Genomic DNA, 26884 nt, shown 5'->3' with positions numbered 1-26884 from the left:
CGACGCCCTTCGGTTTTCCGTCAAAATTAAACGACAGGAAAATCCTCTTTCCATGAAAAGAATGCTTATTAATGCAACTCACCCAGAAGAGTTGCGCGTCGCCCTGGTTGACGGCCAGCGCCTGTTTGACCTCGATATTGAATCCAGCTCCCGCGAGCAGAAAAAAGCCAACATTTACAAAGGACGCATTACCCGCGTAGAACCGAGCCTTGAAGCCGCCTTTGTTGATTTTGGCGCTGATCGTCATGGCTTTCTTCCACTGAAGGAAATTTCCAGAGACTATTTCAAAAAGTCTCCAGGCCAGATTGAAGGCAAGGTCAACATCAAAGAAGTGGTTTCCGAAGGCCAGGAAGTCATCGTTCAGGTCGACAAGGAAGAGCGCGGCAACAAAGGCGCCGCTCTTACCACATTTATCTCCCTTGCCGGTCGCTACCTGGTTCTGATGCCCAACAACCCTCGTGCAGGCGGCATTTCCCGCCGCATTGAAGGCGAAGAGCGTGCCCAGCTGAAAGAAGCCATGAACAGCGTACAAGTGCCCAAATCCATGGGTATTATCGTGCGCACTGCGGGCATTGGCCGTACTACCGAAGAACTGCAGTGGGATCTCGACTATCTGGTACAGTTCTGGGAGGCAATCACTCAGGCGGCTGGCGAACGTAAGGCTCCCTTCCTGATCCATCAGGAAAGTAACGTTATCATCCGTGCAGTTCGTGACTACCTGCGCCAGGATATCGGAGAGGTACTGATTGACTCGGAAGGCGTTTATGAGGACGTTCTGAATTTCGTCCGCGCTGTAATGCCTACATTTGAAAACAAGATCAAGCTGTACAAGGACGAGATTCCTCTGTTCAGCCGTTACCAGATAGAAGGTCAGATCGAAACTGCTTTTCAGCGCGAAGTCAGACTCCCCTCTGGCGGCTCAATCGTTATCGATCCTACTGAGGCACTGGTGTCTATCGACATCAACTCATCCCGTGCCACCAAAGGCCACGACATTGAAGAAACTGCCTTCCAGACCAATCTGGAAGCGGCAGAAGAAATTGCACGTCAACTGCGCCTGCGGGATATGGGCGGCCTGATTGTCATCGACTTTATTGACATGACTCCGGCCAGACACCAGCGCGAAGTCGAGCAGAAAATGCGCGAAGCGCTTGAAATTGACCGGGCGCGAGTTCAGGTTGGCAAGATCTCACGTTTCGGCCTGCTGGAAATGTCCCGTCAGCGTCTCAGACCTTCTCTGGGCGAAACCCGCAGCGAAGTCTGCCCTCGCTGTGAAGGACAGGGCACTATCCGAGGAATCGAATCACTGGCGCTGAGCATCATGCGCCTGATCTACGAAGAATCCTCCAAGGAGAAAACCGGCGAAGTACGGGCCATAGTGCCTGTATCAGTAGCCACTTTTCTGCTGAACGAAAAGCGCAAACAGCTTGCCGACATTGAAGCACTTCAGGAAGTCAGCGTTGTTGTTGTGCCAGTCCCCCATATGGAGACCCCGCACTTCGAAATCCTGCGTATGCGTGATGACGAAGCCACACCTGAACACATCTCCAGCCATCAGGTAGCGCAAGAATACAGCGAGCGTGAGGAAGAGGTATTTGAAGTACCGGCAGCAGAAAAGCCGGTTCGCGAACAGGCTGCCGTCAAAGCTATTCGACCAAGCGCCTCAGTTCCCGTCGCGAAAGTTGCAGAAACGAGCACATCTACGACAGAACAGGAAGATGGCCTGTTTCGCCGGATTGGCCGTAAGATTGCCTGCATCTTCAGCGGTGAAGAAGATCAGCCAAACAAAACCCGGGATAACTCCAAGCCAGACACCAGCCGCGATGACCAGCGCAACCAGGCACGTCAGGATCGCCGCAAGACCCGCGTGGCCCGCGATGGACAAAGCTCCGGCAATAATGGTCGTACCGGAAACGAACGTCGCCAGGGGAGCAACCAGCCAAACCGTAGTGACGATAATCGTGCCCGGGGCCGCAACCGCACCGACGACCAGAGTCGCTCCAATCAGAATCGCCAGACCGCAGACAAGGGCGCTGAGAATAAAGGCTCCGGGAACAAAAGCACCGACAGCCGCAGTGATGATACCCGCCGGGAAAACCGCAAAGACGGTCAGAGCCGCGGCCAGAATCGCAACAGACCTCAGCGCGATGCCAAGAGCACCAGCGATCAGAAAGACTCGAATCAGCGGGATACTTCACCGAAGGCGCCTGCTGCCGAAAAATCCGGTACTGATGACAGCCGTCGTAAGCCGCGCCGCCCACGCAACCGTGATGGCTCGCCTTCCGATACTCCTGCGTCTACCCCTGTAGCCCGCAAGAGCAGCCGTAACGAGAAGCATCAGAAGGATACCCAGCCGGAAGGAAAGCCTGACAGCGGTAATGTTGAAGCAACTAAAGTAAAAGCAACTGCCGAAACCCGCAAGAGTGAAGATCAAGCTACTATCAAGGCTCCCGCAGCTCTGCAGAATGAGCAGAAGCAGCCGGAACAGAAGGCAACTGAAGAGACCAGGCCCACTCAAAAGGCAGAAGCTGCCACTGACACGGCTCTCCTCGATACTTCAGCAGAAAAGCCGAAAGAGACTCCAGCTTCATCACCGGAAGCACCAGCTACAGTCTCGCAGGCTGAAAAACCCGCAGAGACTGCTCCGGCAGATGCTCCTGTAAAAGCTGAAGCAGCGGCGGAGAAACCGAAAGCCGCGGTCACCAGACCCAAAGCCTCAGCGACGGCAGCGACGGCGCAGCCCTCCGCTGAAACAGCACCAGCGGCCAGCCCAAAGCCGGCTGATCAGACCGCTATGGAAAGCAAGCCCACAGCGGAGACGAGCAAACCCGTAACGGCTGTGGAAGATAAGGAGCCTTCGACCGCAAAAACTGAAGCGCGCCCAGCTGATACAGCTAAAGCGCCCGCAGCAGATAAAGCCAAAGAGCTCCCAGCGGATGCAGAGTCCACCACAGCCGAAAACCAGGACTCAGCGGCTCCAGCCAGAAAGCCCAGATCCGCTCCCGCCAGAAGCAGGAGCAAGGCTACCGCGACAGACAAACAGGAAGAAAATACGCCTGTGCAAAAGCCGGAAACGGCGCCAGGAAAGCCTTCAGAAAAGCCAGAAACGGCACCGGGCACACCTGCACCGGCACCTGAGATTGCAGAAAAACCTGAGGCCCCAACAGGCGTTCCAGTAACACCTGGGCGCGCATATAACGATCCTCGTGAGGTTCGCAAACGTCAGCGGGCAGCGGCTGAAGAAGCCAAAAAATCCGGGGGTAACTAAAATATGCTGTCCGATTCCGACATTGAAGCGCTGGAGGACATTCTGTTTGCCGAACCCTGGGGGGACGACGCCCTGGACTTCTTCGGTTTCCACGGCGCAGTTTGCGCCAGCGTTGTCGGGCCAACAAAGCTGAGCCTGGAAACAATCTTTCGTCTGGTTACCGGAGCGGATGAGACTCCCGGGGGCGGAATTCCGGAAACATTCCGGCAGTGTGTCAACCAGCTCGCAGGGGACCTGGTCAAGGCTCTGGATATGGGCCAGACTCTGGAACTGCCCGAGCCGGAAGACGGCGACCCGATGAACGCACTGGAAAACTGGTGCGCCGGTTTCGTGGACACATTCATGGAGCATGAGAATGAGTGGCTGGACGCGGCGAGCGAAGAAGATACCGCTGATCTGATAATGCCTATGCTCACATTGTCGGGTCTGTTTGACGACGAGGACTTCCAGAATGTTCGTGACAGCGAAAAGCTGTCACGTCAGATGGCAGACGCTATCCCTGACTCGCTGACCGACCTTTACCTTCTGTTCCACGCGCCGGATTAACCCGGCGCATCAATACCCGGCACTTGCCTGAAATGATGCCAGACTGGCTCCAGCCCGTCTGGCATTTTCATAATCCGGCCCAGCTCACACCAGGGCGCACCGGGAAAGTGAAAATCACTGCCCTGAGACGCCAGTAGTTTCTCCCGCATACACAACTCGGTAAGAAAACCCAGATCCCCACTGGACTGACCGGATGTTGAAACCTCAATAGCCCGCCCTTCGGCACGGCGGAAATCCGCGGTCAGCTCTCGCAGCTTAGTTGCCGTCAGCTTGTATTTGCGAGGGTGCGCCAGCACAGCAATTCCTCCCGCTGAATTGACCCACTGAACAACCTCCTGCAGCTCTGGCCAGTATGCCTTGACGTCACCCGCCTTTCCCGCGCCGAGGTATCTCTTGAAGGCCTGAGCGGCGTTCTTCACGACCCCCGCCTCAACCATCACTCGTGCGAAATGTGGACGCCCCGGAACATCCCCTCCGGCCTCAGCCGTAGCGCGCTCCAGCAGGTCTGGAATAGCCAGCCTGGCCAGGCGCTCAGCAATCATACCCGCCCTGGCCCAACGGTTGCTCTTTTGCCGATCGAGTGCTTCGCGAAATCCGGCATCATCCAGATCAAAGTCCAGTCCAACAATGTGTATTGTATGACTACGCCACAAACAGGAAAGTTCGACGCCCGGGATCAGCACCATACTGTTTTCTGCCGCAGCACTCTGAGCCTCGGCCAGACCGCCGACGGTATCGTGATCAGTCAGCGCAAGATGCGTAACTTTTTGCCCTGCGGCGCGATTCACCAGCTCTGTGGGAGTAAGCGCCCCATCTGAAGCTGTACTGTGGCAATGCAGGTCAATGCACAAAACTGGGTCTTGCGGTATAGTCACAAAAATTCCCGGATGAAAAGAGTGGAAACAGAGGCCTGAGCTAAACTACGTTGGCCAGGGCTCTCAGTGTAACAGCCATTCATCTCCATGCATTGTTTAACGAAATACACCCAAGAACCGGAGTCCCGCATGTATTACGCCATTATCTGTGAAGATGTCGATAACAGCCTACCCTTACGCCAGCAGGCCAGACCTGCGCATATCGAGCGGTTACAGCAACTGAAAGCGGAAGGCCGGCTACTGGTGGCGGGTCCTCATCCGGCCGTCGATACCTCGGACCCAGGAAGCGCTGGCTTTACAGGCAGCCTTATTGTGGCGGAATTCGACTCCCTGACCGCAGCTCAGACCTGGGCTGACAGCGACCCCTACATGGATGCCGGCGTTTACCAGAAAGTATCCGTTAAACCGTTTAAAGTCGTGCTGCCCTGAACCCCCTGGCCTCACTCCATGAGCTTATTGTAATGACAGCTCGCTTGAACGGCCTGAGATCTGTGACAAAATTGCGACTTTAGTAACAACCAGCTTTTCAATCCGAATACTGTGGGAACCTTGCCAGTGACGCTTTTTCGCCTTGCCATCAGTGCGCTTTTTATATTGTCTTCCATTGCTGTTGCTCAGGCGAAAACCGCATGGGTTGATGATCAACTCTATCTGCCTGTGCGGTCTGGCGCCGGATCCCAGTTCCGGATCATAGAAAACGCAGTTCCCAGCGGTACACCACTGGAAGTTATTGAAGTATCAGATTCCGGATATACTCGCGTACGCACCCCGAAAGGCAACGATGGCTGGGTTTCAAGCCAGTATCTCAGTAATACCCCGATTGCCGCAGACAGGCTGAAAACCGTCAGCCGACAGCTGGAGCAGGCCCAGGCTGAACTGGCTACCCTGAAGGGACAACTCTCCGAAGTCTCCAGCGAAAGAGATTCTCTGAGCAGCACCGAATCCTCATTATCTGCCCGCTCAGAGAAGCTGGAGCAAGAACTCCGGCGCATCAAGAATATTGCTTCGGATTCAATTAACCTGCAACGCCGGAATGGTGAGTTGCTGGAGGAAAACCAGAAACTGCGGAACGACCTGGAAGTGTTAACTGCAGAAAACGAGCGATTGGAAGCCAGCAAAGAGTCGGATTTCATGCTGGTAGGCGCCGGCCTTGTTCTCGGCGGGGTGCTTCTGGCCTTGGTAATTCCGATGCTTAAACCCACAAGAAAAGCAGATAACTGGGCTTAAACGATATGAAGGATTATTCGGAAAAGCGCGATTTTCATCGCATGCAAGTCGAGTCAGAAATTGAAATCACCGACAGCAACGGCCATACCTTTAATGGCACCTGCAGGGATCTCAGCGCAACGGGAATGCAGCTGTTTGTAAGCACCCCGGTAGCGATTGGTGAGGAGCTGAGCACCGTGCTGCACCCGAGCAGTGATCAATTTCCCCCGCTGGAGACAATCTGTGAGGTAATCCGGTGCGAACCAGAGGGTGACGGCTTCCTGCTGGGAACCAACATCAGCGAAGTCACCCGCTAGTTCTTTGCCCCGGTACTAAATCAAGATCTAGACCAGGGGCTTCTCTGACACAATTATGCCGTTGTTGTCAGCGTACACGTAGTGGCCCGGACGGAAGGTCACTCCGTGGAAGGTCACCGGTACATCAAGGTCACCAAGGCCCCGCTTTTCACTTTTCCGGGGATAGGTTGCCAGCGCCTGAACTCCCAGGTCTGTTTTGCCAATCTCATCAACATCCCGCACACAGCCGTAGATAATCAAACCTGCCCAGCCGTTGACCGCGGCCTTTTCTGCAAGCATGTCGCCCAATAGTGCATGGCGCATAGAGCCTCCGCCATCAACCACCATAACGCGGCCTTTACCGGGCAGGCCTACCTGCTCTTTAACAACAGAATTGTCTTCAAAACACTTAACAGTGACAATCTCGCCACCAAATGCCTTTATTCCACCATAATTATTAAAGCCGGGTGCAGCCACCTCGACTTCCGGAAACTCATCACACAGGTCCGGGGTAATAATCGTTGCCACCTTATCGATCTCCTTACGTGCAGAAATGAATTCAGTCGATTTTTTCATCGGCCAGGAAGAACCAGGTATCCAGCACCGAATCCGGATTAAGAGAGACGGACTCAATACCCTGATCCATCAACCATTTTGCAAGGTCAGGATGGTCAGACGGTCCCTGCCCGCAAATACCAATGTATTTACCAGCCTTGTTACAGGCCTGAATGGCGCTGGACAGAAGAATTTTAACAGCGTCATTCCGCTCGTCGAACAGGTGGGCGATAATGCCTGAATCGCGATCCAACCCCAGCGTCAGCTGAGTCAGATCGTTTGAGCCAATGGAAAAACCATCAAAGTGTTCAAGGAACTGATCCGCAAGCAATGCATTCGCGGGCAGTTCACACATCATGATTAAACGCAGACCGTTCTCACCACGCTTCAGGCCGTTCTCCGCCAGCAGTTTTACTACCTGCTCCGCTTCACCCACAGTACGTACGAACGGCACCATAACTTCAACATTGGTCAGACCCATCACATCACGCACTTTTTTGAGCGCGCGGCACTCCAGTTCGAAACAGTCACGGAAAGTTTCCGAGATATAACGCGATGCACCCCGGAAACCCAGCATCGGGTTTTCTTCGTCAGGCTCGTATAAAGTACCGCCTATCAGATTGGCGTACTCATTGGATTTGAAATCCGACAGACGAACGATGACCTTCTTGGGCGCAAACGCGGCTGCGAGAGTGGAAATACCTTCAACCAGTTTGTCCACATAGAAATCAATCGGCGAGCTATAACCGGAGATACGTTTCTCTACCGTCTGCTGGATATCCCTGGGAAGACCGTCAAAATTCAGAAGGGCTTTAGGGTGTACACCAATCATACGGTTGATGATGAACTCAAGACGCGCCAGGCCAACACCTTCGTTGGGCAGTGACTGGAAATCAAAGGCCCGATCCGGGTTACCCACGTTCATCATGATTTTGAAGGGAATACTGGGCATGGAGTCTACGGTGTTCTCACGCAGCTCAAAATCCAGAGCGCCCTCATAAATCAATCCGGTATCGCCTTCCGCACAGGATACTGTTACTTCCTGGCCATCTTTCAGAAGTTCAGTTGCATCGCCACAACCAACCACAGCAGGAATGCCCAGCTCCCGGGCAATAATAGCCGCATGGCAGGTACGCCCACCACGATCAGTAATAATCGCTGCAGCCCGCTTCATGACCGGTTCCCAGTCTGGATCTGTCATATCAGTAACCAGCACATCACCGGCCTGAACACGATCCATCTCCTTGATACTGGTAATAATCTTGACCGGACCCGCGCCGATCTTGTGGCCAATACTGCGCCCTTCTACCAGCACGGTCCCTGTTTCTTTCAGCAGATAGCGCTCCATAACATTGGCAGAAGCCCTGCTCTTGACCGTTTCCGGGCGGGCCTGAACGATATAGATGCGGCCATCATCACCGTCTTTTGCCCATTCAATGTCCATGGGACGCTGATAGTGCTTTTCGATAATCATGGCCTGCTTGGCCAGCTCTTCCACTTCCGCATCAGTAATACAGAAACGGTTACGCTCTTCCTGATCCACCTTCACTGTTTCCACGAACTGACCTTCGGCGGGCGCAGAGTGGTAAACCATCTTGATGGCTTTGCTTCCCAGGTTACGACGCAATACAGCCGGGCGAGCAGCTTCGAGAGTCGGTTTGTGAACGTAAAACTCATCCGGGTTTACCGCACCCTGAACAACCGTTTCACCAAGACCGTATGAGGCTGTAATGAATACCACATCCCTGAAGCCAGACTCCGTATCCAGCGTAAACATTACACCACTGGAGGCGGTCTCACTGCGGACCATTTTCTGGATTCCGGCAGACAAAGCCACGAGCTTGTGATCAAAACCATGGTGAACGCGATAGGAAATCGCACGATCATTGAACAGTGAAGCAAATACCTCTTTTACAGACGTCCGTACCTGCTCAAGCCCGACTACATTCAGAAAGGTTTCCTGCTGGCCTGCAAAGGAAGCGTCAGGCAAGTCTTCAGCTGTTGCCGACGAACGCACTGCCACAGCCATTTTCTCATTACCGTTGAGTATTGTGCTGTATGCATCCTTAAGAGCAGTTTCCAGAGCGTCCGGAAATGGGGTATCGATAATCCATTGGCGTATCTTTGCTCCGACACGGGCAAGTTCGTTCACATCGTTAATATCAAGACTGTCGAGGGCGTTATCAATCTTGTCCTTCAGGCCGTCTTTAGCCAGAAACTCACGATAGGCGTATGCAGTAGTGGCAAAACCACCTGGCACAGTGACACCTGCGTTGGCGAGATTACTGATCATTTCACCGAGGGAGGCATTTTTGCCACCCACCCGGTCAACATCGGACATTCCCAGGTGATCAAACCAGATTATGTAATCTTCCAAAGCGTGTCTCCCTTGAATCTATATAGCAAAGAATTAAACGGGGCCCGCGAAACCAAGCATAAAAAAGCGGACAACAACCACTGCAGAGTCTCCAACTTGGCGTGTATGATACTGTAACCTTCGGATTTTACCTAGGGAGCGGGATCAACACCATGAAACGTACAGCCTTCTTTATCTCCGATGGCACCGGCCTGACAGCTGAGGCACTTGGACACAGCCTTCTGGCCCAATTTGAAAAAATCGAATTCGAGCGTGTCACCGTACCCTACATTGACGACGTAGAAAAAGCCTGGGATATGGTCAAACGCATTAACAGTGCGGCGGAAGCTGATGGTACCCGGCCTCTGGTATTCGACACGATTCTGGACGGCGCTATACGTGAAATTATTTCGGGTGCCCAGGGCTTCATGGTGGATATTTTCGGCACGTTCCTGAGCCCGCTCGAACAGGAATTGCAGTCATCTTCGTCCTATTCCGTGGGCAAATCCCATGCAATCAGTAACGAAGGCGTTTATGAGCGCCGCATCCATGCTGTGAACTTTGCGCTGGACAACGATGATGGGGCACGCACACGACACTATGATGAAGCCGACCTCATTCTTGTAGGCGCTTCCCGCAGCGGTAAGACACCCACCTGCCTGTATCTGGCTCTCCAGTATGGAGTCAAAGCCGCTAACTATCCGATTACGGAAGAAGACCTTCTGGATCAGCAGATTCCGAAAGCTCTTCGTCCCCACAAGGAAAAGATCTTTGGCCTGACGATAGAGCCAGAGCGGCTGGCCACTATCCGCAATGAGCGTCGCCCAAACTCCCGTTATTCGTCGATACAACAATGTATGCACGAAATCGAAGAGATTGAGCTTATGTACCGAAGGGAACGCATCTCCTTTCTGAATACAACAGCTTATTCAGTCGAAGAAATCGCAACGCGCATCATGGTGTCCACCGGCCTCAAGCGAAACCGCTAACACCGCGCCTGCAGGGCGCCGGACGATGAGAAAAAGGCAGACCAGTACCGGCCTGCCTTTTTTACTCTACAGCTCCTGAATATTCAGGCCAAGCTCTTCAACAAGCCCACGATTTTCCGGGCCAGTCACTACCGCTGTGCTTGCCTTTTCAGGGATCAGCCAGGTCGTCGCAACCCGCTTCAGATCATCAAGCGTTACAGATAACACCCGTTCACGGAAACGCACTCTCTGCTCAGGGCTGCGTCCGAACAGCTTGTTGTGAAAGGCATGACGCGCTGCACCCGCCGGAGAGCGCGGACGGTCCAACTGACCGATAACCCCAAGAATAGACTCTTCCAGCTCCTGATATTCATGATCGGTTTCCTGAAGCCATACCAGCGCTTTATCAAAATCATCAAGAGTTTCAGCCAGCCGCGGATCCCGGTATGAGAAAAAGCGGAAGTTGCCATTCACACTGTCCTGGGCTGCTCCGCCACCATAGGCGCCACCCTTCTCCCTGATGGCTCTGTGCAGATACCCATTGCGCAAAAAGCCACCCAGTACAGTAAGCGCAGCTGCATCCGGATGATCAACCGGCACTGTGCTGTAGGCACGGGCACAGAAGTTAACCTGAGTGGAGGTCAGCCATGCTTCGCGTGTAATAAAACTCACTGGATCCAGCTTCCATCGGGATGACTCAACACCCTTGTCACCCTGCCAGCAGGACTTGAGATCGTCGATTAATGGCGGAAGCTGTTCGTCCTCACCGATGATCAGGAATTCCCGCGCCTGCTTACGAATCCTGTCATGCAGGCTTGCAAGTTTCTGGCAGAAAGCATCAAGCGCGGCAGGGTCTTTCAGTGACTGATCCAGCTCTTTGGCACCCCGAATTCCGGCCAGACCTCCGAGGCGGAACGTCAGCCAGGCTCCCGGGCTCATACCCTGTGCTGCTGCACCCATAGCGAGTGCGTGACCACTACCTGTTACAGCCTGTTCTCGGCGGGCGCGAATCTGGGCAACAATTTCCCGAATACGGTCTTTTTCATCAAACCTGGCGCTGGTGTATACATCCCGAAGCAGTCTGGTCAGTGCCGTGCGATTGCGGGCAAGCGCCTTGCCACTGAAAACCACATAACCAGCCAGATCCTGAACATCATCAATGCGGGCTTTAGCCGAGAATGAGGCGCCAATTCCGCCCGATTCCGCCGAGATCCGATCCTGCATCTGCAGGTAATCCAGCTCTCCGCAACCGACTTCCGAAATCAAGGCACCGTAATATGGCAACAGCAACAGCTCTTCATCTTTCAGATCCGGCAGAGGGAGAACAACCTGTTCATAAACCAGGCCGTTGGTACCCCGGGCGAAGATGGTTGCCGATATATCTCCATCAAAGCTGGCGTTCGGCTCCGGCATTTGTAGCGGCACATCGGTCAGATCCACTTTCGGCAGAATCGAGTCATCATCCTTACGCATCTGGCGCTCTTCCAGAGCTTTTGCGCGATTAACGATCTGTTCCACTTCATCACCGGAAAGCTCAGCCTTACGTTTTGCAAGGGCTTCACGGATTGCCTGCTGGCGCCGCGCATCCAGCTTATCGTCCGGACGCAAAGTGAGAGTTACCCTGTGCGGGTTATCCAGCAACTTGCGACGAATAAGATCCGGAACGTACTGAGGATCCTGAATTTTCTCACGAAGTGTTGCCAGAACCGGCTCCAGATCAAGCAATTCAACCGGATCACCACCATGAACCATAGGTGCAATCGCACTCATGATCAGTTGCAGGCCATAAGGGAAACTGTCGCCGGAGATTTCGCGCTGGTGCAATTCAAGCTGATGAAGAATCGCTTCCAGGCGTTCCTTGCTGACACCTTCTTCGGCTACTTTCTGGAGTGTGCTTTCCACCAGCGCTTCCAGATCCCGCTGTTTCTCAGGTTCACTGCCCTCAACACCACAGACGAAGGTCATTTCCCGGTTGGAATCTTCCAAACCGCACATAGGAGACGGAGCCTGACCAATATCGCTTGTTTCAAGCACACGCATTAACGGTGACGCACTGTTTTCCAGTAATACGGAGGACAACAGTTGCCCTTCCAGGTTTTCCTGCAGATCAAAACTGTGACCCAGCAGCCACCCCATCACAATATGGGTCTTGCTGGCTGTGTCTTCGCCTTCATTTACCCCATAGCCCTGTTCAACACGAACGGGTGCATACATACGTTTTTCATCGCGCACTGGCAGCTCAATATCCAGTCTGTCGAACCGCTTGAGTGCAAGCTCTTCAAAACGCTCATGGTGTTCGTGAGCCGGAATGTTGCCGTAGGTGGCGAATATCGCGTTACTGGGGTGATAGTGATGCCGGTAAAAGCGGATAAGATCATCGTAGCTCAGATCAACGATCTGATCCGGCTCACCGCCACTGTTGTAGTGATAAGTGGTGGTCGGAAACAAGTGACTGCTCAGGTTCTGCCAGAGCTGTGAAGTAGGCGCACTCATGGCACCTTTCATTTCGTTATAGACGACGCCCCGGTATACCAGCTCAGTACTCGGGTCATCTGGCTTCTCAAATTCCAGCCGGTGGCCTTCCTGGGCGAAATCCAGCGGGTCGAGCTTGGAAAAAAACACCGAGTCCAGATAAACCGACAACAGGTTATCGAAATCTTTGCGGTTCATGCTTGCGAAGGGGTAAGCCGTCCAGTCACTGCTGGTAAAAGCATTCATGAAGGTATTCAGAGACCGGCGAATCATCATGAAAAACGGATCGCGAACAGGGTAGCGTTCACTGCCGCAAAGTGCCGTATGCTCAAGAATATGGGCAACGCCAGTCGAATCCATCGGAAATGTTCTGAGCGCCACAAAAAATACGTTTTCCTCGTTATCTGCCGCGAGGTGCAGGTGGCGGGCACCGGTTTTTATGTGACGATACTCCTCAACGTCCAGATTAAGCGTATCGATCCGGTGACTGCGAAGCTTCTCAAAAGCCGGATGGGTTGCGTTGTCGATAACTGCCGCCATTCAAACTATCCTGTCGTTAAACAATTGGAGAATTACAGGGTAACACGTAGTATCAATTATCATGTATTCGTCCCCAGGCAATAAGGTAACCCCAGATCCATGAGCACATCTTCAGGCCCAGCAAATTCAGGCCCAGCGAGCGCAGAGCAGGCTCCCGAAGTCGCAGCCTATTGGGCAGAGCGCCGCCGGTACCTGGAGCGCATCCGGAAATCCCCGGAAGTGAGACAGCGTTTCTGGCGCGAAGTTGCCATTTATCTGGCTCGCCGTCTGCTCTGGTCGTTTGGTTTCTTCCCTGTATTCATGGCCTTCTGGGTTCCCCTGGTGCTGTCCAGCTTCAACCCGGTGGTTCTTGCCTCTGACCTGATTCCATTACTCGAGGACTTCGTGAACTCGAATCCTGAAGTACAAGCCACAATGCTCAGCACTTTTGCCATCGCCTGGGCGTCGGTTGGCTTTTTCTTTCTGATCTTTGACTTTGTTCTGACGCCCTTCAAATCACCTTACGAATACGAGGCCGACGTCTACATGAAAGCATGGGAACAGCTCAACCATGACCAACTTCCGGCTAAAATGTGATTTGGACAACATTCTCACCAAGACCAGACACTTTTCAGTTATATAATCCGGCTCACGCTGGGTAAGATCAAACCACTGACGAATTTACATATAACAACCCCACCAAGGCCGGCAATGCCGGCCCGACAATACAACGCGATTCAAGTAACAGCCTGAGGTAGTGAGATGGAGATCAAGAACGCTCTTCTGGTAGACGACTCCAAAGTAGCCAGATTCGCCCTGCGCAAGTTACTGGAAGACCGCGGCATACAGGTAAGCATGGCCGGCTCTGCGGAAGAAGCTCTGGAACTCCTCAGCAGCCGGGAACACCCTGATGTCATCTTTATGGACCACCTGATGCCCGGGATGAACGGGGTCGAAGCCACCAAGGCCATCAAAGGCAATCCCGATACTGCCGACATACCAATCATTATGTGCACGTCCCAGAAGTCTTCATCCTTCACAAAGGAGGCGAAAAACTTCGGTGTTTATAACATCCTGACAAAACCAACTCCGCCTGACCGCCTGGGCCTGGTTCTGGACCAACTTGCAAGCGATGTTATAGCAGCCACACTGTCAGAGGCCCCTCAGGATGACAGGGAACCCCTTACAGACATCTGTCTGGAGGATATGCCAGACAATGCAGAACCTGAGCCGCCCGAAGATGAAGCTCCCCACAACGGTGACATCCCGGCCAGCATCGCTCCACTTACCAGTAATCTGATCGAGCAGATTTCACATTCCGCCGTTAAAACGCACGTCAACAACCGCCTTCACGAACTGCTCAGTTCCTTGTTTGATGAACAGTTTGATCACCTCAAACGGGCGCTGGATGAATCAAGCAGCAAACAGGACAGTGTGATTGAAGAGCGGCTGAACGCAATAAGCGGAATGATAGAAGAACGCACCCAAAACCTGCGCGATGAAGTGGCAGCCGAAGTTAATCTCAATCTGGGGCGTGAACTCGCAGAGTTTAAAAAGGAGCTGTCACGCAACTCGGGCTTTACCAGCAACCACATGGCGGAGTTGAAGGACCACATAACCAGTGTTCAGACCATCGACACAGAGTTCTGGCAAACGCTTCAGTCTGAAGCAATACAGCAGGCCCACGAGATTTCCCGTGAAACAGCTGAAGATATTGCCCAGCGCACCATTGATATGTTTGTGGCTCAGCAACGCTCTGCAACATCCAGAATCTACACTGTTGCGCTGGCCCTGGGGCTTGGTATATTCAGCCTTGGGGCTGCCTGGCTCGCTGGCCTGTTCGGGTAACCGCGTTGCGGATCCTGCACCAGTCTTCCGGGGTGTCCACATCATCATGGACACCCGGAATATACAGCCGGGTTGCATCAGCTTCAGCCAGCACACTACCAGCACCCCGGTCACCTTTCAGTGCCAGCACATCTGACCAAAGTTTCCGGGGCAGATAGGCAGGCACACCGGGGTGACGGCCGTAGTCCGCCGCAACGGCCTGACCGGGAAAACTGCGCGCCGTTTCGCCTAATATTTCAAGAGCCTGTGGGTCCAGTAGTGGCTGGTCCCCCAGCAGCACAAACACACCTTTAGCGTGTGGCCCCAGGCTACGGATGCCAGCCGCCAGCGAGGCTGCCATACCCTCCTGCCAGTCTGCGACACGCACCCACCGACACGGCTGGGCACGACACCGAAAGCGAATCAGAGGGTACCAGGCACCACACACAACTCGAACGTTCCTGCTGAGCACCCGGCCCTGACCAATGGCGCAGTCCAACAGAGAATGACTCACACCACCCTGATTACTTACAGTCAACATGGCTTTGGGACGCCCGAAACGGCTGGATGCACCAGCTGCAAGAACAAGTGCCGGAAAATCCTGATCGCGATCATGAACAGAGGCAGCTATGATTTCGCTCCTGAGAAAAAGATGAAGACCGGAACAATGACATGAATAGACTCAGACCATTCATCCGGCAGGTCACTCATTACGGATTTTTGCTAGAATCCTCACATCATTCAACCATACCCGTCCGGACACTTGATGAACCACCTGTTTGTAGACAACCTCACCGTTATTGATTTCGCCTACCTTGACCCCACCCGCGGGCTGGTCGGGGAAAGCTGGATTGCAGACGTTGTACTGGGAGGCGAGCTTGACGACCAGGGCATGGTATTCGATTTCAGCAACGTAAAACGCACAATCAAGCGCATTATAGATGAGCGTGTGGATCACCGACTGGTAATACCCCGTGGCTACGAAGGCCTCTCCTGGAATCAGGATACGCCAGACACTTTTACCTGGGCACTTACCGATGGCAGCCACATAGTGCACCGGTCACCGGACGAAGCCACAGTGTGGCTTTCTTCGGAGCGGGTGGTGCCATCAGCGGTTGCAGCCCTGCTGGAACGCGAACTGATGGCGGTTTTGCCGGCAAACGTAACCACTGTAGAGATCAACCTCCGGGAAGATGTAATTGAAGGGGCCTATTACCACTATGTACACGGCCTGAAAAAGCACCTGGGAAACTGCCAGCGCATAGCCCACGGCCACCGCTCTCCTATTCGCATTGACCGCAACGGCCACCGGGACTATGACCTGGAGCATTCCTGGGCGAAGCTCTGGCAGGATATTTATGTGGGCAGCGAGGAAGATGTGACTCGCAGGCATGCAGGAGAAGATGGCACACGCTATATAACTTTCGAGTATGAAGCCAATCAGGGGGAATTTGCCCTGACCCTGCCTGAAAACAGGGTTTACATGCTCAACACAGACACTACTGTCGAATTGATCGCAGCACACATTGCCGGCCAGCTTAAAGCGGAGTTCCCAGCGGATACTATCCAGGTAAAAGCCTACGAAGGTGTTGGTAAGGGAGCCATAGCCCTGCGCTAATACTTCATGTTTCCTGCACACACAAAAAAACCGCCCGAAGGCGGTTTTTTTGATGGCTATCCGGTGGACTAAACCGTCAAGCCGTATTGGCGTCCCCTAGGGGGTTCGAACCCCTGTTGCCGCCGTGAAAGGGCGGAGTCCTAGGCCACTAGACGAAGGGGACTAGAAATTGGTGGAGCCAGGCGGGATCGAACCGCCGACCTCAACACTGCCAGTGTTGCGCTCTCCCAGCTGAGCTATGGCCCCTCAACGGATGCGTATATTAAGGATCCACCCTATGGGCGTCAACCTTTAGCCCTACTTTTTTCCAGTTTTCTGAACTTCCCTGTCCAGACCGATCATTTATTCACCAAACTGGTTATCAAGCACTCAATGCAGCGTATTCTTTTTCTACTTTCTTGGTTTCTTTCTTGGAGAAACCACCAAGCACTTCAAGAGCCTGTCGCAAACGGGCACGGGTCATATCAGGGCCCAGCACTTCCATGGAGTCCATAACAGACCAGGAATTAGGGGAGCCTGCAATTGCCACGAAAACAGAGAACATGAAGTCACCCATTTTCAGATCCATGGCCTTGGCCAGGAATTTGATATCGGCAAAGATCATGTCTTTACTCCAGTGGCGCTGAGCCTCGAGCTTCCACAAGGTAAACTGGAGCACTCGCTTGATCTGACCTTCTTCCAACTTGTTATGAACAAAGTCCTCTGGTTTCAGGTTCAGCATGCCCGAGAACATGAACTGAGCCATGGGCGCCACATCAGAGAACACTTCCGCCCTGCCCTTGATATGCGGAACCAGAGCTTTAAGCGCGTCTTCGTTAAACCACCACTGACGCAGGCGCTCGACAAACTGATCTTCTGTAAGTTCGTCACGCAGCCACTGGCCGTTAAGCCAGCGCAGCTTTTCAACGTCAAAAACAGGGCCTCCAAGAGAGACACGCTGGATATCGAAGTTTGCGATCATTTCATCCAGACTGAACTTTTCACGTTCATCCGGCATGGACCAGCCCATGCGACCAAGGTAGTTGGTAACGGCTTCCGGTAAAAAGCCCATACGCTCATAGAAATTAATACTGGTAGGATTCTTACGCTTGGACAGCTTGCTTTTGTCAGGGTTACGCAGAAGCGGCAAATGACAAAGCACAGGCATTTCCCATCCGAAATACTGGTACAACAGCTTGTGCTTGGGCGCAGAGTTGATCCATTCTTCGCCACGCAGTACGTGGGTGATTTCCATCAGGTGGTCGTCAACCACGTTGGCGAGGTGGTAAGTGGGCATGCCATCTGATTTAAGCAGAATCTGGCAATCCACCTGCGCCCAGTCGATTTCTATCGTGCCACGAAGCATGTCTTCAATTTCGCAGACACCTTCATCAGGCACCTTCATTCGGATCACGTAGGACTCGCCCGCATCCAGGCGGCGCTTTACCTCTTCCTGAGACAGCTCAAGATTCCCTTTGATACCGGGATTCAGGCCTTTTGCCTTACGTTCTTCACGAATGGCATCCAGTTCTTCAGGTGTACGGAAGCAATAAAAAGCATGGCCTGCAGTAACGAGATCTTCAGCGTACTGGCCATATGAGTGTTTACGTTCAGACTGGCGATAGGGGCCGTGGGGGCCACCCACGTCAGGACCTTCATCCCAGTTAAGACCTAACCAGCGCAACGCCTTGAGAATATCCTGCTCGGATTCCGCAGTACTGCGTACCTGGTCGGTATCTTCAATACGCAGAATAAACTGTCCCCCGTGTTGCCGGGCAAAACACAGGTTGAACAGTGCCACATAGGCGGTACCAACGTGTGGATCACCGGTGGGTGATGGAGCAATTCGGGTACGTACAGTCATGAAACCTTCCTGAAAGTCGGTGGCCTTTTGATAAGCCCGCTATTATACCGGTCCGGGCAACATTTCCCATGACTGCCATGGGTAACGTTACGCCGATACCCCTAAAGCACAGCATATTTTGCGATCCGCCAAAACACTATGTTACATTATAACATTCTATTAAATTATCAGGACACCGATTACCATGCGCACAATCAAGACCGCCACAGCTATTGCTCTTAGCGCCAGCACGCTCCTGTACGGCAGCAATACTCTTGCAGATACGCAAATACTGGCATCCATCAAACCCCTGGAACTCTTGGTGCGCGCTGTTGCAACAGAAAACATGCGAACAAGCACCCTGGTCCCTCCAGGAGCCAGCCCTCATAATTACTCAATGACACCGTCAAAACGACGGGCCCTGGAAGGTGCCGATATCATTTTCTGGATTGGCCCGGAAATGGAAACGTTCCTGACCCGTCTGTTAACCGGTAGTGAATTTGGTGAGCGCTCAGTCTCGCTTATGACCACCGATGGCGATGTTGATGAACAAGAGCATGATGATCATCATGCTGACCACGACGACCACGATGGTCACGAAGATCACGAAGACCATGATGACCAAGGTCATAGTGATCACGGGCATAGTCATGACCATGGTGATGGAACAGATCCGCACATCTGGGTAGATCCCCAGGTGGCGGTTAGCATGGCAGAGAGTATTCGGGATGCCCTGGTGAAACTGGATGGTGCAGATCATGAAGCCCTGGATCGGAATCTTGAAAAGTTCCGGGAATCCATTGCCCAGAAAGAAGCTCAGATCCGCAAGCAGCTTGAACCCTTGAAAGGTATCAGCCTGTTTGCCTATCACAGTGCCTTCAACCAATTTGGCGAACACTACAACCTGAATGTTGAGGGTGTACTGACACTTAATCCGGACCTGGCGCCGGGGGCACAACATATTGCCGAAGTCCAGAACCAGTTACGTAATGCAAACCACCCATGCCTGCTGACGGAGCCGCAGTTCAATCGTCAGTGGTGGCACTCAATTACCGAGGGATTGGACGTAACATTCAGCACCTGGGACCCACTAGCCACAGACATCGATGCAACCGCAAAAGGCTACGAGGCATTTCAGCAAAGCATAGCCGACGCTGTTCTCCGGTGCTTACCAGAGAATGCTGAGCATTAATGGTATAGACACCATGGCGAGAAGAGTCTGAGCACTGATTATGCCTGCCATCAGCGGCGCATCGCCACCTAACTGCCTTGCCAGTATATAAGCCGATGTCGCCGTTGGAAGGGTGGCCATAAGTACCGCCACCTGGACCAGCACTCCATCAAACCCCAGCACAATGGCAAGGCCGGCTGTCATTAACGGAAACAGCAACAGCTTCAATACCGATGACACAATGAAAGGCACAGATCCCCCCCGCAGGGCTTTAAGCTGAAGCCCTGCGCCAACCGTCATCAACCCCATCGGCAGCGCCAGGTTACTCAAAGGCTCGAGCGTGCCTGCGAGAAGTGGATGAAAACCAATCTCGAAAAAACTCCAGACTACCCCGAGCACCGATCCAACAATCAGAGGGTTCGAGACTATGGCACGCAACACCGGCTTGATTTTCACCGGCCCCTGAGTCACAACCAGAGAAAACATTAGAATACACATCAGGTTCAGCGTCGGCACCATTACAGCAACAGCGATTGCGGTAAGCGACAGACCTTCATCACCCAGCAGCATTCCGCCCGCAGCCAGACCAACATATGAATTGAACCGGATAGCACCCTGATAGACCGAAGAGAAAACAGGCCCCTCCCAACGCCAGAAAAACTGCACGACTACCAGCAGCAGTGTCATCGCCAGCAGCATGGAACCAATAAGCAATGCCATATCACCATAGGCCGAGGCAGGTAACCGGGCCTGGCCGAGCTTGTAAACCAGCATTGCGGGGAAGAGCACGTAGTATGTGAAGCGCTCCGCCTGAGGCCAGAACTCAATAGAAGGGAATCCCCAGCGCCGAAACAAATGTCCCAATACAATAAGCGCAAAAACAGGCACCAGCGCCTGGACCATAACCGGCATACCGAAAACTCCAGCATCAGTAATTTTTCAAGAAGAGCCAGCCCGGCCTATGAGGCGGGTAGCTGTAACCAAGCATATCAGATGGCCAATAAACCGTCTCTGGACATGGGCTGACACAACGCCGTTTGGCATTGATCATCTTACCCTGTGGCCAGGCAGGCACATGCCTGCCAGAATAACTCGGGCCAAGCCTCTATATCCCCATTCACCCCTTATAGTCAGCATCAGGGAGGTGCCTTATGCAGCCCGAGTCCGAGCCTAAACCAGAACATGGCAGAGCCACCCGCATCATTCATAATCGCCGCCACAAGGATAGCCTTGGCAGCCCCTATTCGCCGGTTTACAACACCACTACTTACCGCTTCGCCGACACTGCTTCCTTGCAGAATGTGATTGAAGGCCGTACATCTGGCAACCTTTACACCCGCTGGGGCAGCAACCCCACTATCCGGGAACTCGAGCAGGGGCTGGCAGGTCTTGAAGGCGCAGAGGATGCTCTGGCATTTGCGTCTGGCATGGCTGCTATTTCTTCAACTTTATTTGCACACGGACGTGAAGGTATCGTCTGTATCGGCGACCTTTATGGCGGAACCCAGGAGCTGCTCACCCGACACCTGGAACCCTTGGGAATTCCCGTTACCTTTTTACTGAAGAATGAATATGACCAACTGGCCGGAGCTCTGAACAGGCCAGGCATGCTGGTATACTGTGAAACCCCGGCCAACCCGACACTGGAAATACTGGATATCCGGGATCTGGCTCAACTGGCTCATGCCAGGGAAGCCCTTCTTGCAGTTGACAACACCTTTGCCTCACCGATAAATCAACAACCTCTGTCACTGGGTGCGGACCTGAGTATTCACAGCGCAACCAAGTTTCTTGGCGGCCACAGTGACATTACCGCTGGCGCTGTAATGGCGTCTGCAGAGCGAACCAGACCCATTGCCGTGTGGCGAAAAAACCTGGGCCAGATTCTGGCACCGGAAACCGCCGCCCTTCTCTCCCGAAGCCTCAGGACCCTGCCCGTAAGGATCCGACAGCACAATGACAATGCAATGGCCGTCGCCCGCGCAATGGAGGGCCATCCGGCAATCAAGCGAGTGTTATATCCGGGGTTACCGGATTTCCCCGGTCATCGCCTGGCCTCACAACAAATGGACGGGTTTGGCGGCGTGATGACACTGGAACTCAAAGGCAGCCAGGAGCAAACGGCCAGAGTTGCCGACAGCCTGCGGGTTTTCCTGCTGGCCACCAGTCTGGGTGGCGTAGAAAGCCTTGTTTCACAACCCTGTGTTACGAGTCATCACGGCATCAGCCGCCAGGAGAGGGAACGTCAGGGCATAACAGACAGTATGCTGCGACTATCTGTCGGACTGGAAGATGTGAAAGACCTGATAGCAGATCTGCAACAGGCACTGGAGCGGTTGTAAATCGCCGTTACCCAGAACTCTGTGGTCAGTTCTTCAGACCCCTGTTGTGGTTCGGTACCACAAACAGGGATCAGACAAGATCATCGGGGCTTAGCTGCTCTATGGAATTTTTACCCAGTAGTGCAAGCGTCAATTCCACCTCATAACGAAAGTTTTCCAGCATCCGGACAACGGCCGCCTCGCCACCAGCGGCAAGCGCATAGGCCCATGCACGCCCGGCCAGACAGGCGTCTGCACCCAGACAGAGCGCCCGTACAACATCCTGCCCCGACTGCACGCCACCATCAAACAGAATTTCGGTTTTCCCTGAAACCGCGTCCACAATGGCCGGCAACGCAGAGATAGTTGAAGGTGCGCCATCCAGTTGTCGCCCGCCATGATTGGAAACAACAATACCATCAGCCCCGACATCAATAGCCGAACGGGCATCATCGGGGTGCATAATACCCTTGATCACAAGCTTGCCGGGCCAATGCTGTCTTACCCAGTCCAGATCTTTCCAGGTAACAGAGGCATCAAACTGCTGATCAACCCAGGCTTTGAAATCCTCAGGGTTGCGCCCCGAAGGCACCGCATCAGAAAGATTTCCAAACGTCAGGGGCTTGCCCTTGATAGCAACATCCCAAAGCCAGAATGGATGGGCAAGCAGGTCGGAGAGCTTCCGGATTTTCCCCCAGGGCGAGAGGCCTCCATTCATGCCATTACGTACATCCCTGTAGCGCATACCAAGCTTTGGAAGATCCACAGTAAAGACGAGCGTCGAATACCCTGCCTTGTGTGCCCGGTTAAGCAGCGCTTCTGAATACCCCCTGTCTTTCAGTACGTATAGCTGAAACCAGTTGGCCGAACCGGTTGCCCCGGAAACCTCCTCGATAGAGCAGATGGAAACTGTACTCAGACAAAAGGGCACACCGCTTTTCTGTGCTGCCCGCGCGGCCTGGACCTCGCCCCGCCTTGCAAGCATACCTGCAAGGCCAACCGGGGCGAGAGCCAGAGGCAGTGAAACATCCTGCCCCAGTATTCTTCCAGCGGCAGAAACGGTGGAAACATCCCGCATAACCCGCTGGCGAAAATGCAGCTTCCGGAAATCCTCAGTATTTTCACTGAGAGTCTGTTCGGAAAAGGCGCCACCATCAAAATAGTCGAACATCATTCGGGGTAGCCGGGATCTGGCAAGTTTACGGTTATCCGATGTATTGGCGGGCGTAATCATGTCGTTGCCTGTTCTCCGTGCACCCGGGACCACACTTCCGGTGATTTAGCCGGTCTCGGTTGGACTATCCGTTTCAGGCTCTATACCTGAAAACAGCTTTTCCAGATTCAGAAGCCCCTCCTGGATAAGACTGAAACCTTCATCAATCTCCCCGGAAAGTGTCTCGTTCATCATGCCCAGTGCCTCAATCTGCTCTCGTGCCTCCGCGTAACCCTGTTCGATTCCGGCCCGGGCCTGTGACATCAGGTCCGCCAGTTTCTCAGCGTCGGCACCGCCATCTGCTTCCTGCTGCAGGCGATTCTGTACGAACCCGAGAATTACACTGGCAACGTCAGAGGCCGAGGATGGCTCAGACTGTTCCGCATACTTATCCGCACCCGACACAGGCTTGCTCTGATTTCCCATGGCTTCCTGCAGCCGCTGTTCCATGCGAGTGCGCATAACGCTGATTGCGTCCGCGGGTGTGCGAATAGAAGCCTGCTTGTCGACATGCGCCCCGGTGGATACCCGTCCAGCGGAACGGGTTTCAGTCGCCCCCGTAGTTAATCGGCCAGTCGTATCCGGCCCGCGACCAATGATTGGCGCTACCATAATGATTTCCTCCGCAAGAGCTTATGTGTAACAGTTAACGGCAAGCAACGGCCCAACATTAAGACCGTTTGGGTATAAATCAATCCATCCACCCGCCGCTCCGTTCACTCCTACTTTTTTATCCAACGATCGTTCACCCGAATGTATTGCCCCTTCGGCGTTTTTTCGACCGCCCTCTGCCCTGCCACTGTCTCTACTTTGGTTACCGCAATATCATGTTTCTCGGCGATTTTTTTGTAAGCCTCTCGCCTGGCATCGTTAATCGCACTCGCAATCTCTTTGGCTTTCTGGTCAGAGCTCACAGCCGCCAGATAACCTTCCGGCGTCTCACCAACCAGTCCCTCGCTTTTTGCTGATTCGAGGGCATTCTTCGCCTCATCCAGACTCATGGCCATTGCAGGCAGAGCCAGGAAAAACGCTAGAACGAGGGCACTGAATCGCGCAAATAATGTCATTGTTAACTCCTTAATAATTCGCTGCAGACAAAATAAAAAAAAATCAGAACAGGCCTTTCTCGCTGAACAGTTCGTCCACATCTTTATCGACCTTCACATAGATCTCATGCTGAATTTTTACATTCAGATTTACAGTAATCGGCTCTTTCGGCGCGGCAACCTGAACAGTCGGTGTACAGGCTGCCAGCAACGCCCCCGTAATCAGGCCCGCAAACAGGGCGGGCATGCGCCGGGGAAACCTCAAACAATATTGCATCATATCGGTGTACTCCTTGGTTGCCGTCTACTCTAACAGGTCGTCTTAATCCCGTTCGCGCTCCTGCACTAATTTTTTGACTCTTTCAGTAACAGCATCACTCACTCTGCCACTCAATTGCAGGCTGGTAAGCAGCGCAGGAATGTTCTCCTCCAGATTGATATTCAAAACCACAGGCTGCCCCTCACCAACCTCCAGGCTGCTGCCTTTGAGATGAAGGTTCAGCATCAGGGTTCCGCTCTCATCATAATTGATCCCGCTCTCCAGAACCGAGTAGCGAAAATCCTCCAGTGCCTGTGCAACCAGCTTCATGGTGTCGCTCTGGCTGGCCAGGGCCCGCAGCCGGTCAGCCGGCAGCTGTAACCGTCCTCCCGGCTTGAGTGCATCAATACGGCCCTGTTCCACCCGAACGCCGGTAGAGGGATCAAATAACACGGGAACAGTTCCTCTCAGAATGCCTGTGCCAGCAAGGCCTTCAGTGGGGTATAGCTGCAAGAGTTGTGCAAGACTTAGCTGATCGAGCTCAACAGGAATGGTCACCGGCGCCTTTGCCAGGTCCCAGCTTCCAGGCTGGATACGTACCACTCCGCCCAGAGCACCGGTATTAAACTGCTCAAGTGTTAACTGCCCGGCGGAAAGCTGCGCCAGCGGTGCGTCGTAATACCCGGCAAGGAGCACTGGCCCGACCGGCAGGCCGGAACTCACCTCTTCTATGGTCAGCTCCGGCATTGCTATTCTGATGCGGTCATTATCAAAACCGAATTCAGCTGCGCCATTCATTCGGCTCCAGGCGGTCCGGTCATAGGTACCGCTCCAGTCGGAAAACAATAACTTTCCCTCTAGCTGCATTGCCGCATTTTGCGATTGCGCATACACCGCATTGGCACTGACCGTTCCGCCCGATACCGTAAGCAGTGGCGGCCAGGCTGCTAAGGTCCGATACAAGGCTTCGGCTTCCTGCTTACCACTCACGCGCATTTTGCCAACCAGATTCAGAGGCCCTGTGTATGGAAACTTCACATCGAGGTTCACCGTTGCTCCGGTTCCGGCCTTAAGCAAGCCGGCAATATCCGTTCGAGCAAGGTTGCTGTTTACTTTGCCATTGAACTGCCAGGATTGCGGTTGCAGCTGAGGGTGGCTGATCTGCTTTGCAGACAGGCCAAGCGCGCCTGCAAGGCTGAATCTGTCCAGAGCGCCCTGCTCTATCCGGTAACCGGCCTCCAGCGTTGTGCCTGTCAGGTCAGCATTAAAGCTCTTGAGCGATATTTCATCCGCTGCTGCGGCCGCGCCAGAAAGAGGCTCGGCCTTGTCAACCTCAAGCACCGAAGGCTTACCAAACTTCAATGTCGCAGCAGAAGAATCCAGCCACCCGGTGAACGCCATTTGCACCCGGGGTTTTGTCAGCAGCCAACCGGCTGACTCAAGTTCCGGCAAAGCTGCAGTAAGTTGCGTTTGCCCTAGCTGTACAACCCAGGGAGCTTTTGTGGACACAGCAAGGTGTGAGTCAATTGCAATATTTGCGCCGCCACGACTGGTAACATTCAGGTTCAGCGGCAACAGGGCCTGCTTGGTGCTGGCCTGGGCCGGACTCGGCACCGGATAGGCAGGAGCTAAAGCATCGCCAGACCTGACAGACAGCGTCAAAGAGTCCGGCCGCATCAACTCTGGCACTTTCTGGAGCCATGCGGCGGAATAGCTCAGTTCCAGCCTTGCAGAAACCTCCGAATTACTGGTTAAAGAGCCTTCAAGGGTTGCCAGCACATCAACCTGATCTCCGTCACGCTCAAGCTGAACCCTGGCTTCAACAGGCAGCATCGCACCTGCCGGCTGACCAGAGGAAGAATCAGTTCCGGAACTGCTCAGCGACAGGTCTCCCCCCAGAGCACAACGGACCGCTCCACATGGTAGAGTCACTGCAAACTTATGTACGGCGATTTCTGAAGGCAGCCATGCCGGTAATTCAGGCGGCCATTGAATCAGTTGTTCCTGCTCCTGCTCCGGTTCCGGGTCTGATGGCAGCAGTTTGGTATGCAGATCAAACCCCAGGTACCCAGCTTCCAGCCGGGTCAACTGCGGCAGCCAACCCTCCCCTGGCTCGGGCGCGCGCCACCCAAGCATCAAGTCCCTGCCGTGCAATACAGCATCCCTCGCAGGAATGGACTGAGTGAGTGTAAGTTCGCTCACAGACATCCCGGCAAACGAAAGTTCCAGCCCCTGCCACTCCAGCGTTTCAATACCGTTGTGCTGCAGCGTTTCGTTCCAGAATTGACGAAGCAATAACGCACCGGCCACTGCGGCCACCGCTACAAAAACAAAGACACTCCACCCCAAGGGTTTCCAGGCAATGCGCATGACTGCTTTCTCCAGGCCGCTCCAGACTGCTGCCGCCCAATATATCGGTCAGGCCATCCAGGGGATACCCCAAAAGATAGCAATACCCGCTGCCGGCCCGGGGCAGAGTCTTATCACTCAGGCCTGCCGCAGCAATGATTTGCCTTACTCAAGAATTTTACTCAGTTTCCGCCCCC

Annotated in this window: 23 protein-coding genes and 2 tRNA genes; 11 read left to right on the top strand and 14 right to left on the bottom strand. The window is 53.7% G+C overall.

The window, feature by feature from the left end:
* The first annotated feature begins 52 nt into the window (after window positions 1–52).
* Together rne and CPA50_RS05300 are read left to right on the top strand one after the other, a co-directional pair.
* Window positions 53–3268 (top strand): ribonuclease E, encoded by a 3216-nt coding sequence (gene rne, locus CPA50_RS05305; protein WP_096781401.1) that lies wholly within the window; start codon window positions 53–55, stop codon window positions 3266–3268.
* Between the two features lie 3 nt (window positions 3269–3271).
* Window positions 3272–3814 (top strand): YecA family protein, encoded by a 543-nt coding sequence (locus CPA50_RS05300; RefSeq protein WP_096781400.1) that lies wholly within the window; start codon window positions 3272–3274, stop codon window positions 3812–3814.
* On the opposite strand, the gene CPA50_RS05295 is transcribed toward CPA50_RS05300, so the two are convergent.
* On the bottom strand, window positions 3811–4689 hold the full coding sequence (locus CPA50_RS05295) for a PHP domain-containing protein (protein ID WP_096781399.1): 879 nt from the start codon (window positions 4687–4689) through the stop codon (window positions 3811–3813). The two genes, CPA50_RS05300 and CPA50_RS05295, sit on opposite strands and share 4 nt — an antisense overlap.
* A 129-nt stretch (window positions 4690–4818) precedes the next feature.
* On the opposite strand from CPA50_RS05295, the gene CPA50_RS05290 reads away from it, so the two are divergent.
* From CPA50_RS05290 to CPA50_RS05280, 3 genes are all read left to right on the top strand, one after another.
* Entirely contained in the window at window positions 4819–5118 is a 300-nt protein-coding gene (locus CPA50_RS05290; RefSeq protein ID WP_096781398.1) for a YciI family protein, read from the top strand.
* Between the two features lie 126 nt (window positions 5119–5244).
* Window positions 5245–5916 (top strand): TIGR04211 family SH3 domain-containing protein, encoded by a 672-nt coding sequence (locus CPA50_RS05285; protein WP_096781397.1) that lies wholly within the window; start codon window positions 5245–5247, stop codon window positions 5914–5916.
* Between the two features lie 5 nt (window positions 5917–5921).
* Entirely contained in the window at window positions 5922–6212 is a 291-nt protein-coding gene (locus CPA50_RS05280; RefSeq protein WP_096781396.1) for a PilZ domain-containing protein, read from the top strand.
* Between the two features lie 27 nt (window positions 6213–6239).
* On the opposite strand, the gene rraA is transcribed toward CPA50_RS05280, so the two are convergent.
* Both rraA and ppsA read right to left on the bottom strand, forming a co-directional pair.
* Window positions 6240–6767 (bottom strand): ribonuclease E activity regulator RraA, encoded by a 528-nt coding sequence (gene rraA / locus CPA50_RS05275; protein ID WP_202971736.1) that lies wholly within the window; start codon window positions 6765–6767, stop codon window positions 6240–6242.
* Window positions 6751–9123, bottom strand: coding sequence for a phosphoenolpyruvate synthase (gene ppsA, locus CPA50_RS05270; protein WP_096781395.1), 2373 nt, complete (start codon window positions 9121–9123; stop codon window positions 6751–6753). Before ppsA ends, rraA begins: the two co-directional genes overlap by 17 nt.
* 152 nt (window positions 9124–9275) lie before the next feature.
* On the opposite strand from ppsA, the gene CPA50_RS05265 reads away from it, so the two are divergent.
* Complete coding sequence (locus tag CPA50_RS05265) at window positions 9276–10091, top strand: pyruvate, water dikinase regulatory protein (protein ID WP_096781394.1); 816 nt, start codon at window positions 9276–9278, stop codon at window positions 10089–10091.
* Window positions 10092–10157: 66 nt separating this feature from the next.
* Here the strand turns inward: CPA50_RS05265 and CPA50_RS05260 are convergent, their stop codons facing one another.
* Window positions 10158–13082 (bottom strand): insulinase family protein, encoded by a 2925-nt coding sequence (locus tag CPA50_RS05260; RefSeq protein WP_096781393.1) that lies wholly within the window; start codon window positions 13080–13082, stop codon window positions 10158–10160.
* Window positions 13083–13181: 99 nt separating this feature from the next.
* Between CPA50_RS05260 and CPA50_RS05255 the strand changes: the two genes are divergently transcribed.
* Both CPA50_RS05255 and CPA50_RS05250 read left to right on the top strand, forming a co-directional pair.
* The gene (locus tag CPA50_RS05255; protein ID WP_096781392.1) at window positions 13182–13658 is read left to right on the top strand and encodes a hypothetical protein; all 477 of its coding nucleotides are present in this window, start codon (window positions 13182–13184) and stop codon (window positions 13656–13658) included.
* Window positions 13659–13823: 165 nt separating this feature from the next.
* Window positions 13824–14909, top strand: a complete 1086-nt coding sequence (locus CPA50_RS05250; protein WP_096781391.1) for a response regulator — start codon at window positions 13824–13826, stop codon at window positions 14907–14909.
* Here CPA50_RS05250 and CPA50_RS05245 read toward each other — a convergent pair.
* Window positions 14869–15519: an NTP transferase domain-containing protein gene (locus CPA50_RS05245; RefSeq protein WP_227519581.1), complete on the bottom strand. Its 651-nt coding sequence runs from the start codon at window positions 15517–15519 to the stop codon at window positions 14869–14871. The two genes, CPA50_RS05250 and CPA50_RS05245, sit on opposite strands and share 41 nt — an antisense overlap.
* 135 nt (window positions 15520–15654) lie before the next feature.
* Between CPA50_RS05245 and CPA50_RS05240 the strand changes: the two genes are divergently transcribed.
* Complete coding sequence (locus tag CPA50_RS05240; RefSeq protein ID WP_096781389.1) at window positions 15655–16506, top strand: 6-carboxytetrahydropterin synthase; 852 nt, start codon at window positions 15655–15657, stop codon at window positions 16504–16506.
* An 87-nt stretch (window positions 16507–16593) separates the two neighbouring features.
* Here the strand turns inward: CPA50_RS05240 and CPA50_RS05235 are convergent.
* From CPA50_RS05235 to gltX, 3 genes are all read right to left on the bottom strand, one after another.
* Window positions 16594–16669 (bottom strand) — tRNA-Glu (locus tag CPA50_RS05235).
* Between the two features lie 7 nt (window positions 16670–16676).
* Window positions 16677–16752: transfer RNA gene (locus CPA50_RS05230), tRNA-Ala, on the bottom strand.
* 115 nt (window positions 16753–16867) lie between these two features.
* On the bottom strand, window positions 16868–18349 hold the full coding sequence (gltX, locus tag CPA50_RS05225; RefSeq protein ID WP_096781388.1) for a glutamate--tRNA ligase: 1482 nt from the start codon (window positions 18347–18349) through the stop codon (window positions 16868–16870).
* Between the two features lie 184 nt (window positions 18350–18533).
* On the opposite strand from gltX, the gene CPA50_RS05220 reads away from it, so the two are divergent.
* A complete protein-coding gene (locus CPA50_RS05220; protein WP_096781387.1) occupies window positions 18534–19520 on the top strand; it encodes a zinc ABC transporter substrate-binding protein in 987 nt (328 codons plus the stop codon).
* Here CPA50_RS05220 and CPA50_RS05215 read toward each other — a convergent pair.
* A complete protein-coding gene (locus tag CPA50_RS05215) occupies window positions 19497–20411 on the bottom strand; it encodes an AEC family transporter (protein WP_096781386.1) in 915 nt (304 codons plus the stop codon). The genes CPA50_RS05220 and CPA50_RS05215 overlap by 24 nt on opposite strands.
* A 239-nt stretch (window positions 20412–20650) precedes the next feature.
* On the opposite strand from CPA50_RS05215, the gene CPA50_RS05210 reads away from it, so the two are divergent.
* Window positions 20651–21841 (top strand): trans-sulfuration enzyme family protein, encoded by a 1191-nt coding sequence (locus CPA50_RS05210; RefSeq protein ID WP_096781385.1) that lies wholly within the window; start codon window positions 20651–20653, stop codon window positions 21839–21841.
* Window positions 21842–21911: 70 nt separating this feature from the next.
* Here the strand turns inward: CPA50_RS05210 and CPA50_RS05205 are convergent, their stop codons facing one another.
* From CPA50_RS05205 to CPA50_RS05185, 5 genes are all read right to left on the bottom strand, one after another.
* Window positions 21912–23054 (bottom strand): L-lactate dehydrogenase, encoded by a 1143-nt coding sequence (locus CPA50_RS05205; RefSeq protein ID WP_096781384.1) that lies wholly within the window; start codon window positions 23052–23054, stop codon window positions 21912–21914.
* Window positions 23055–23099: 45 nt separating this feature from the next.
* Window positions 23100–23645: a DUF5610 domain-containing protein gene (locus CPA50_RS05200; protein ID WP_096781383.1), complete on the bottom strand. Its 546-nt coding sequence runs from the start codon at window positions 23643–23645 to the stop codon at window positions 23100–23102.
* A 110-nt stretch (window positions 23646–23755) separates the two neighbouring features.
* Window positions 23756–24100, bottom strand: coding sequence for a YdbL family protein (locus CPA50_RS05195; RefSeq protein ID WP_096781382.1), 345 nt, complete (start codon window positions 24098–24100; stop codon window positions 23756–23758).
* A 43-nt stretch (window positions 24101–24143) separates the two neighbouring features.
* The gene (locus CPA50_RS05190; protein ID WP_096782338.1) at window positions 24144–24326 is read right to left on the bottom strand and encodes a YnbE family lipoprotein; all 183 of its coding nucleotides are present in this window, start codon (window positions 24324–24326) and stop codon (window positions 24144–24146) included.
* Between the two features lie 75 nt (window positions 24327–24401).
* Window positions 24402–26708: a YdbH domain-containing protein gene (locus tag CPA50_RS05185; protein ID WP_096781381.1), complete on the bottom strand. Its 2307-nt coding sequence runs from the start codon at window positions 26706–26708 to the stop codon at window positions 24402–24404.
* Window positions 26709–26884: the final 176 nt, after the last annotated feature.

The organism is Marinobacter sp. ANT_B65, assembly GCF_002407605.1.
Taxonomy (GTDB): domain Bacteria; phylum Pseudomonadota; class Gammaproteobacteria; order Pseudomonadales; family Oleiphilaceae; genus Marinobacter.
The sequence above is the reverse complement of the archived record's forward strand: the minus strand, read 5'-3'. Positions and strand labels throughout refer to the sequence as shown.

Bases quoted from the DNA above. Each gene is read 5' to 3' on its own strand.
- rne (WP_096781401.1), top strand. From the start codon at position 53: ATGAAAAGAATGCTTATTAATGCAACTCACCCAGAAGAGTTGCGCGTC.
- CPA50_RS05300 (WP_096781400.1), top strand. From the start codon at position 3,272: ATGCTGTCCGATTCCGACATTGAAGCGCTGGAGGACATTCTGTTTGCC.
- CPA50_RS05290 (WP_096781398.1), top strand. From the start codon at position 4,819: ATGTATTACGCCATTATCTGTGAAGATGTCGATAACAGCCTACCCTTA.
- CPA50_RS05280 (WP_096781396.1), top strand. From the start codon at position 5,922: ATGAAGGATTATTCGGAAAAGCGCGATTTTCATCGCATGCAAGTCGAG.
- rraA (WP_202971736.1), bottom strand. From the start codon at position 6,767: ATGAAAAAATCGACTGAATTCATTTCTGCACGTAAGGAGATCGATAAG.
- CPA50_RS05265 (WP_096781394.1), top strand. From the start codon at position 9,276: ATGAAACGTACAGCCTTCTTTATCTCCGATGGCACCGGCCTGACAGCT.
- CPA50_RS05260 (WP_096781393.1), bottom strand. From the start codon at position 13,082: ATGGCGGCAGTTATCGACAACGCAACCCATCCGGCTTTTGAGAAGCTT.
- CPA50_RS05255 (WP_096781392.1), top strand. From the start codon at position 13,182: ATGAGCACATCTTCAGGCCCAGCAAATTCAGGCCCAGCGAGCGCAGAG.
- CPA50_RS05250 (WP_096781391.1), top strand. From the start codon at position 13,824: ATGGAGATCAAGAACGCTCTTCTGGTAGACGACTCCAAAGTAGCCAGA.
- CPA50_RS05240 (WP_096781389.1), top strand. From the start codon at position 15,655: ATGAACCACCTGTTTGTAGACAACCTCACCGTTATTGATTTCGCCTAC.
- gltX (WP_096781388.1), bottom strand. From the start codon at position 18,349: ATGACTGTACGTACCCGAATTGCTCCATCACCCACCGGTGATCCACAC.
- CPA50_RS05220 (WP_096781387.1), top strand. From the start codon at position 18,534: ATGCGCACAATCAAGACCGCCACAGCTATTGCTCTTAGCGCCAGCACG.
- CPA50_RS05215 (WP_096781386.1), bottom strand. From the start codon at position 20,411: ATGCCGGTTATGGTCCAGGCGCTGGTGCCTGTTTTTGCGCTTATTGTA.
- CPA50_RS05210 (WP_096781385.1), top strand. From the start codon at position 20,651: ATGCAGCCCGAGTCCGAGCCTAAACCAGAACATGGCAGAGCCACCCGC.
- CPA50_RS05205 (WP_096781384.1), bottom strand. From the start codon at position 23,054: ATGATTACGCCCGCCAATACATCGGATAACCGTAAACTTGCCAGATCC.
- CPA50_RS05200 (WP_096781383.1), bottom strand. From the start codon at position 23,645: ATGGTAGCGCCAATCATTGGTCGCGGGCCGGATACGACTGGCCGATTA.
- CPA50_RS05195 (WP_096781382.1), bottom strand. From the start codon at position 24,100: ATGACATTATTTGCGCGATTCAGTGCCCTCGTTCTAGCGTTTTTCCTG.
- CPA50_RS05190 (WP_096782338.1), bottom strand. From the start codon at position 24,326: ATGCCCGCCCTGTTTGCGGGCCTGATTACGGGGGCGTTGCTGGCAGCC.
- CPA50_RS05185 (WP_096781381.1), bottom strand. From the start codon at position 26,708: ATGCGCATTGCCTGGAAACCCTTGGGGTGGAGTGTCTTTGTTTTTGTA.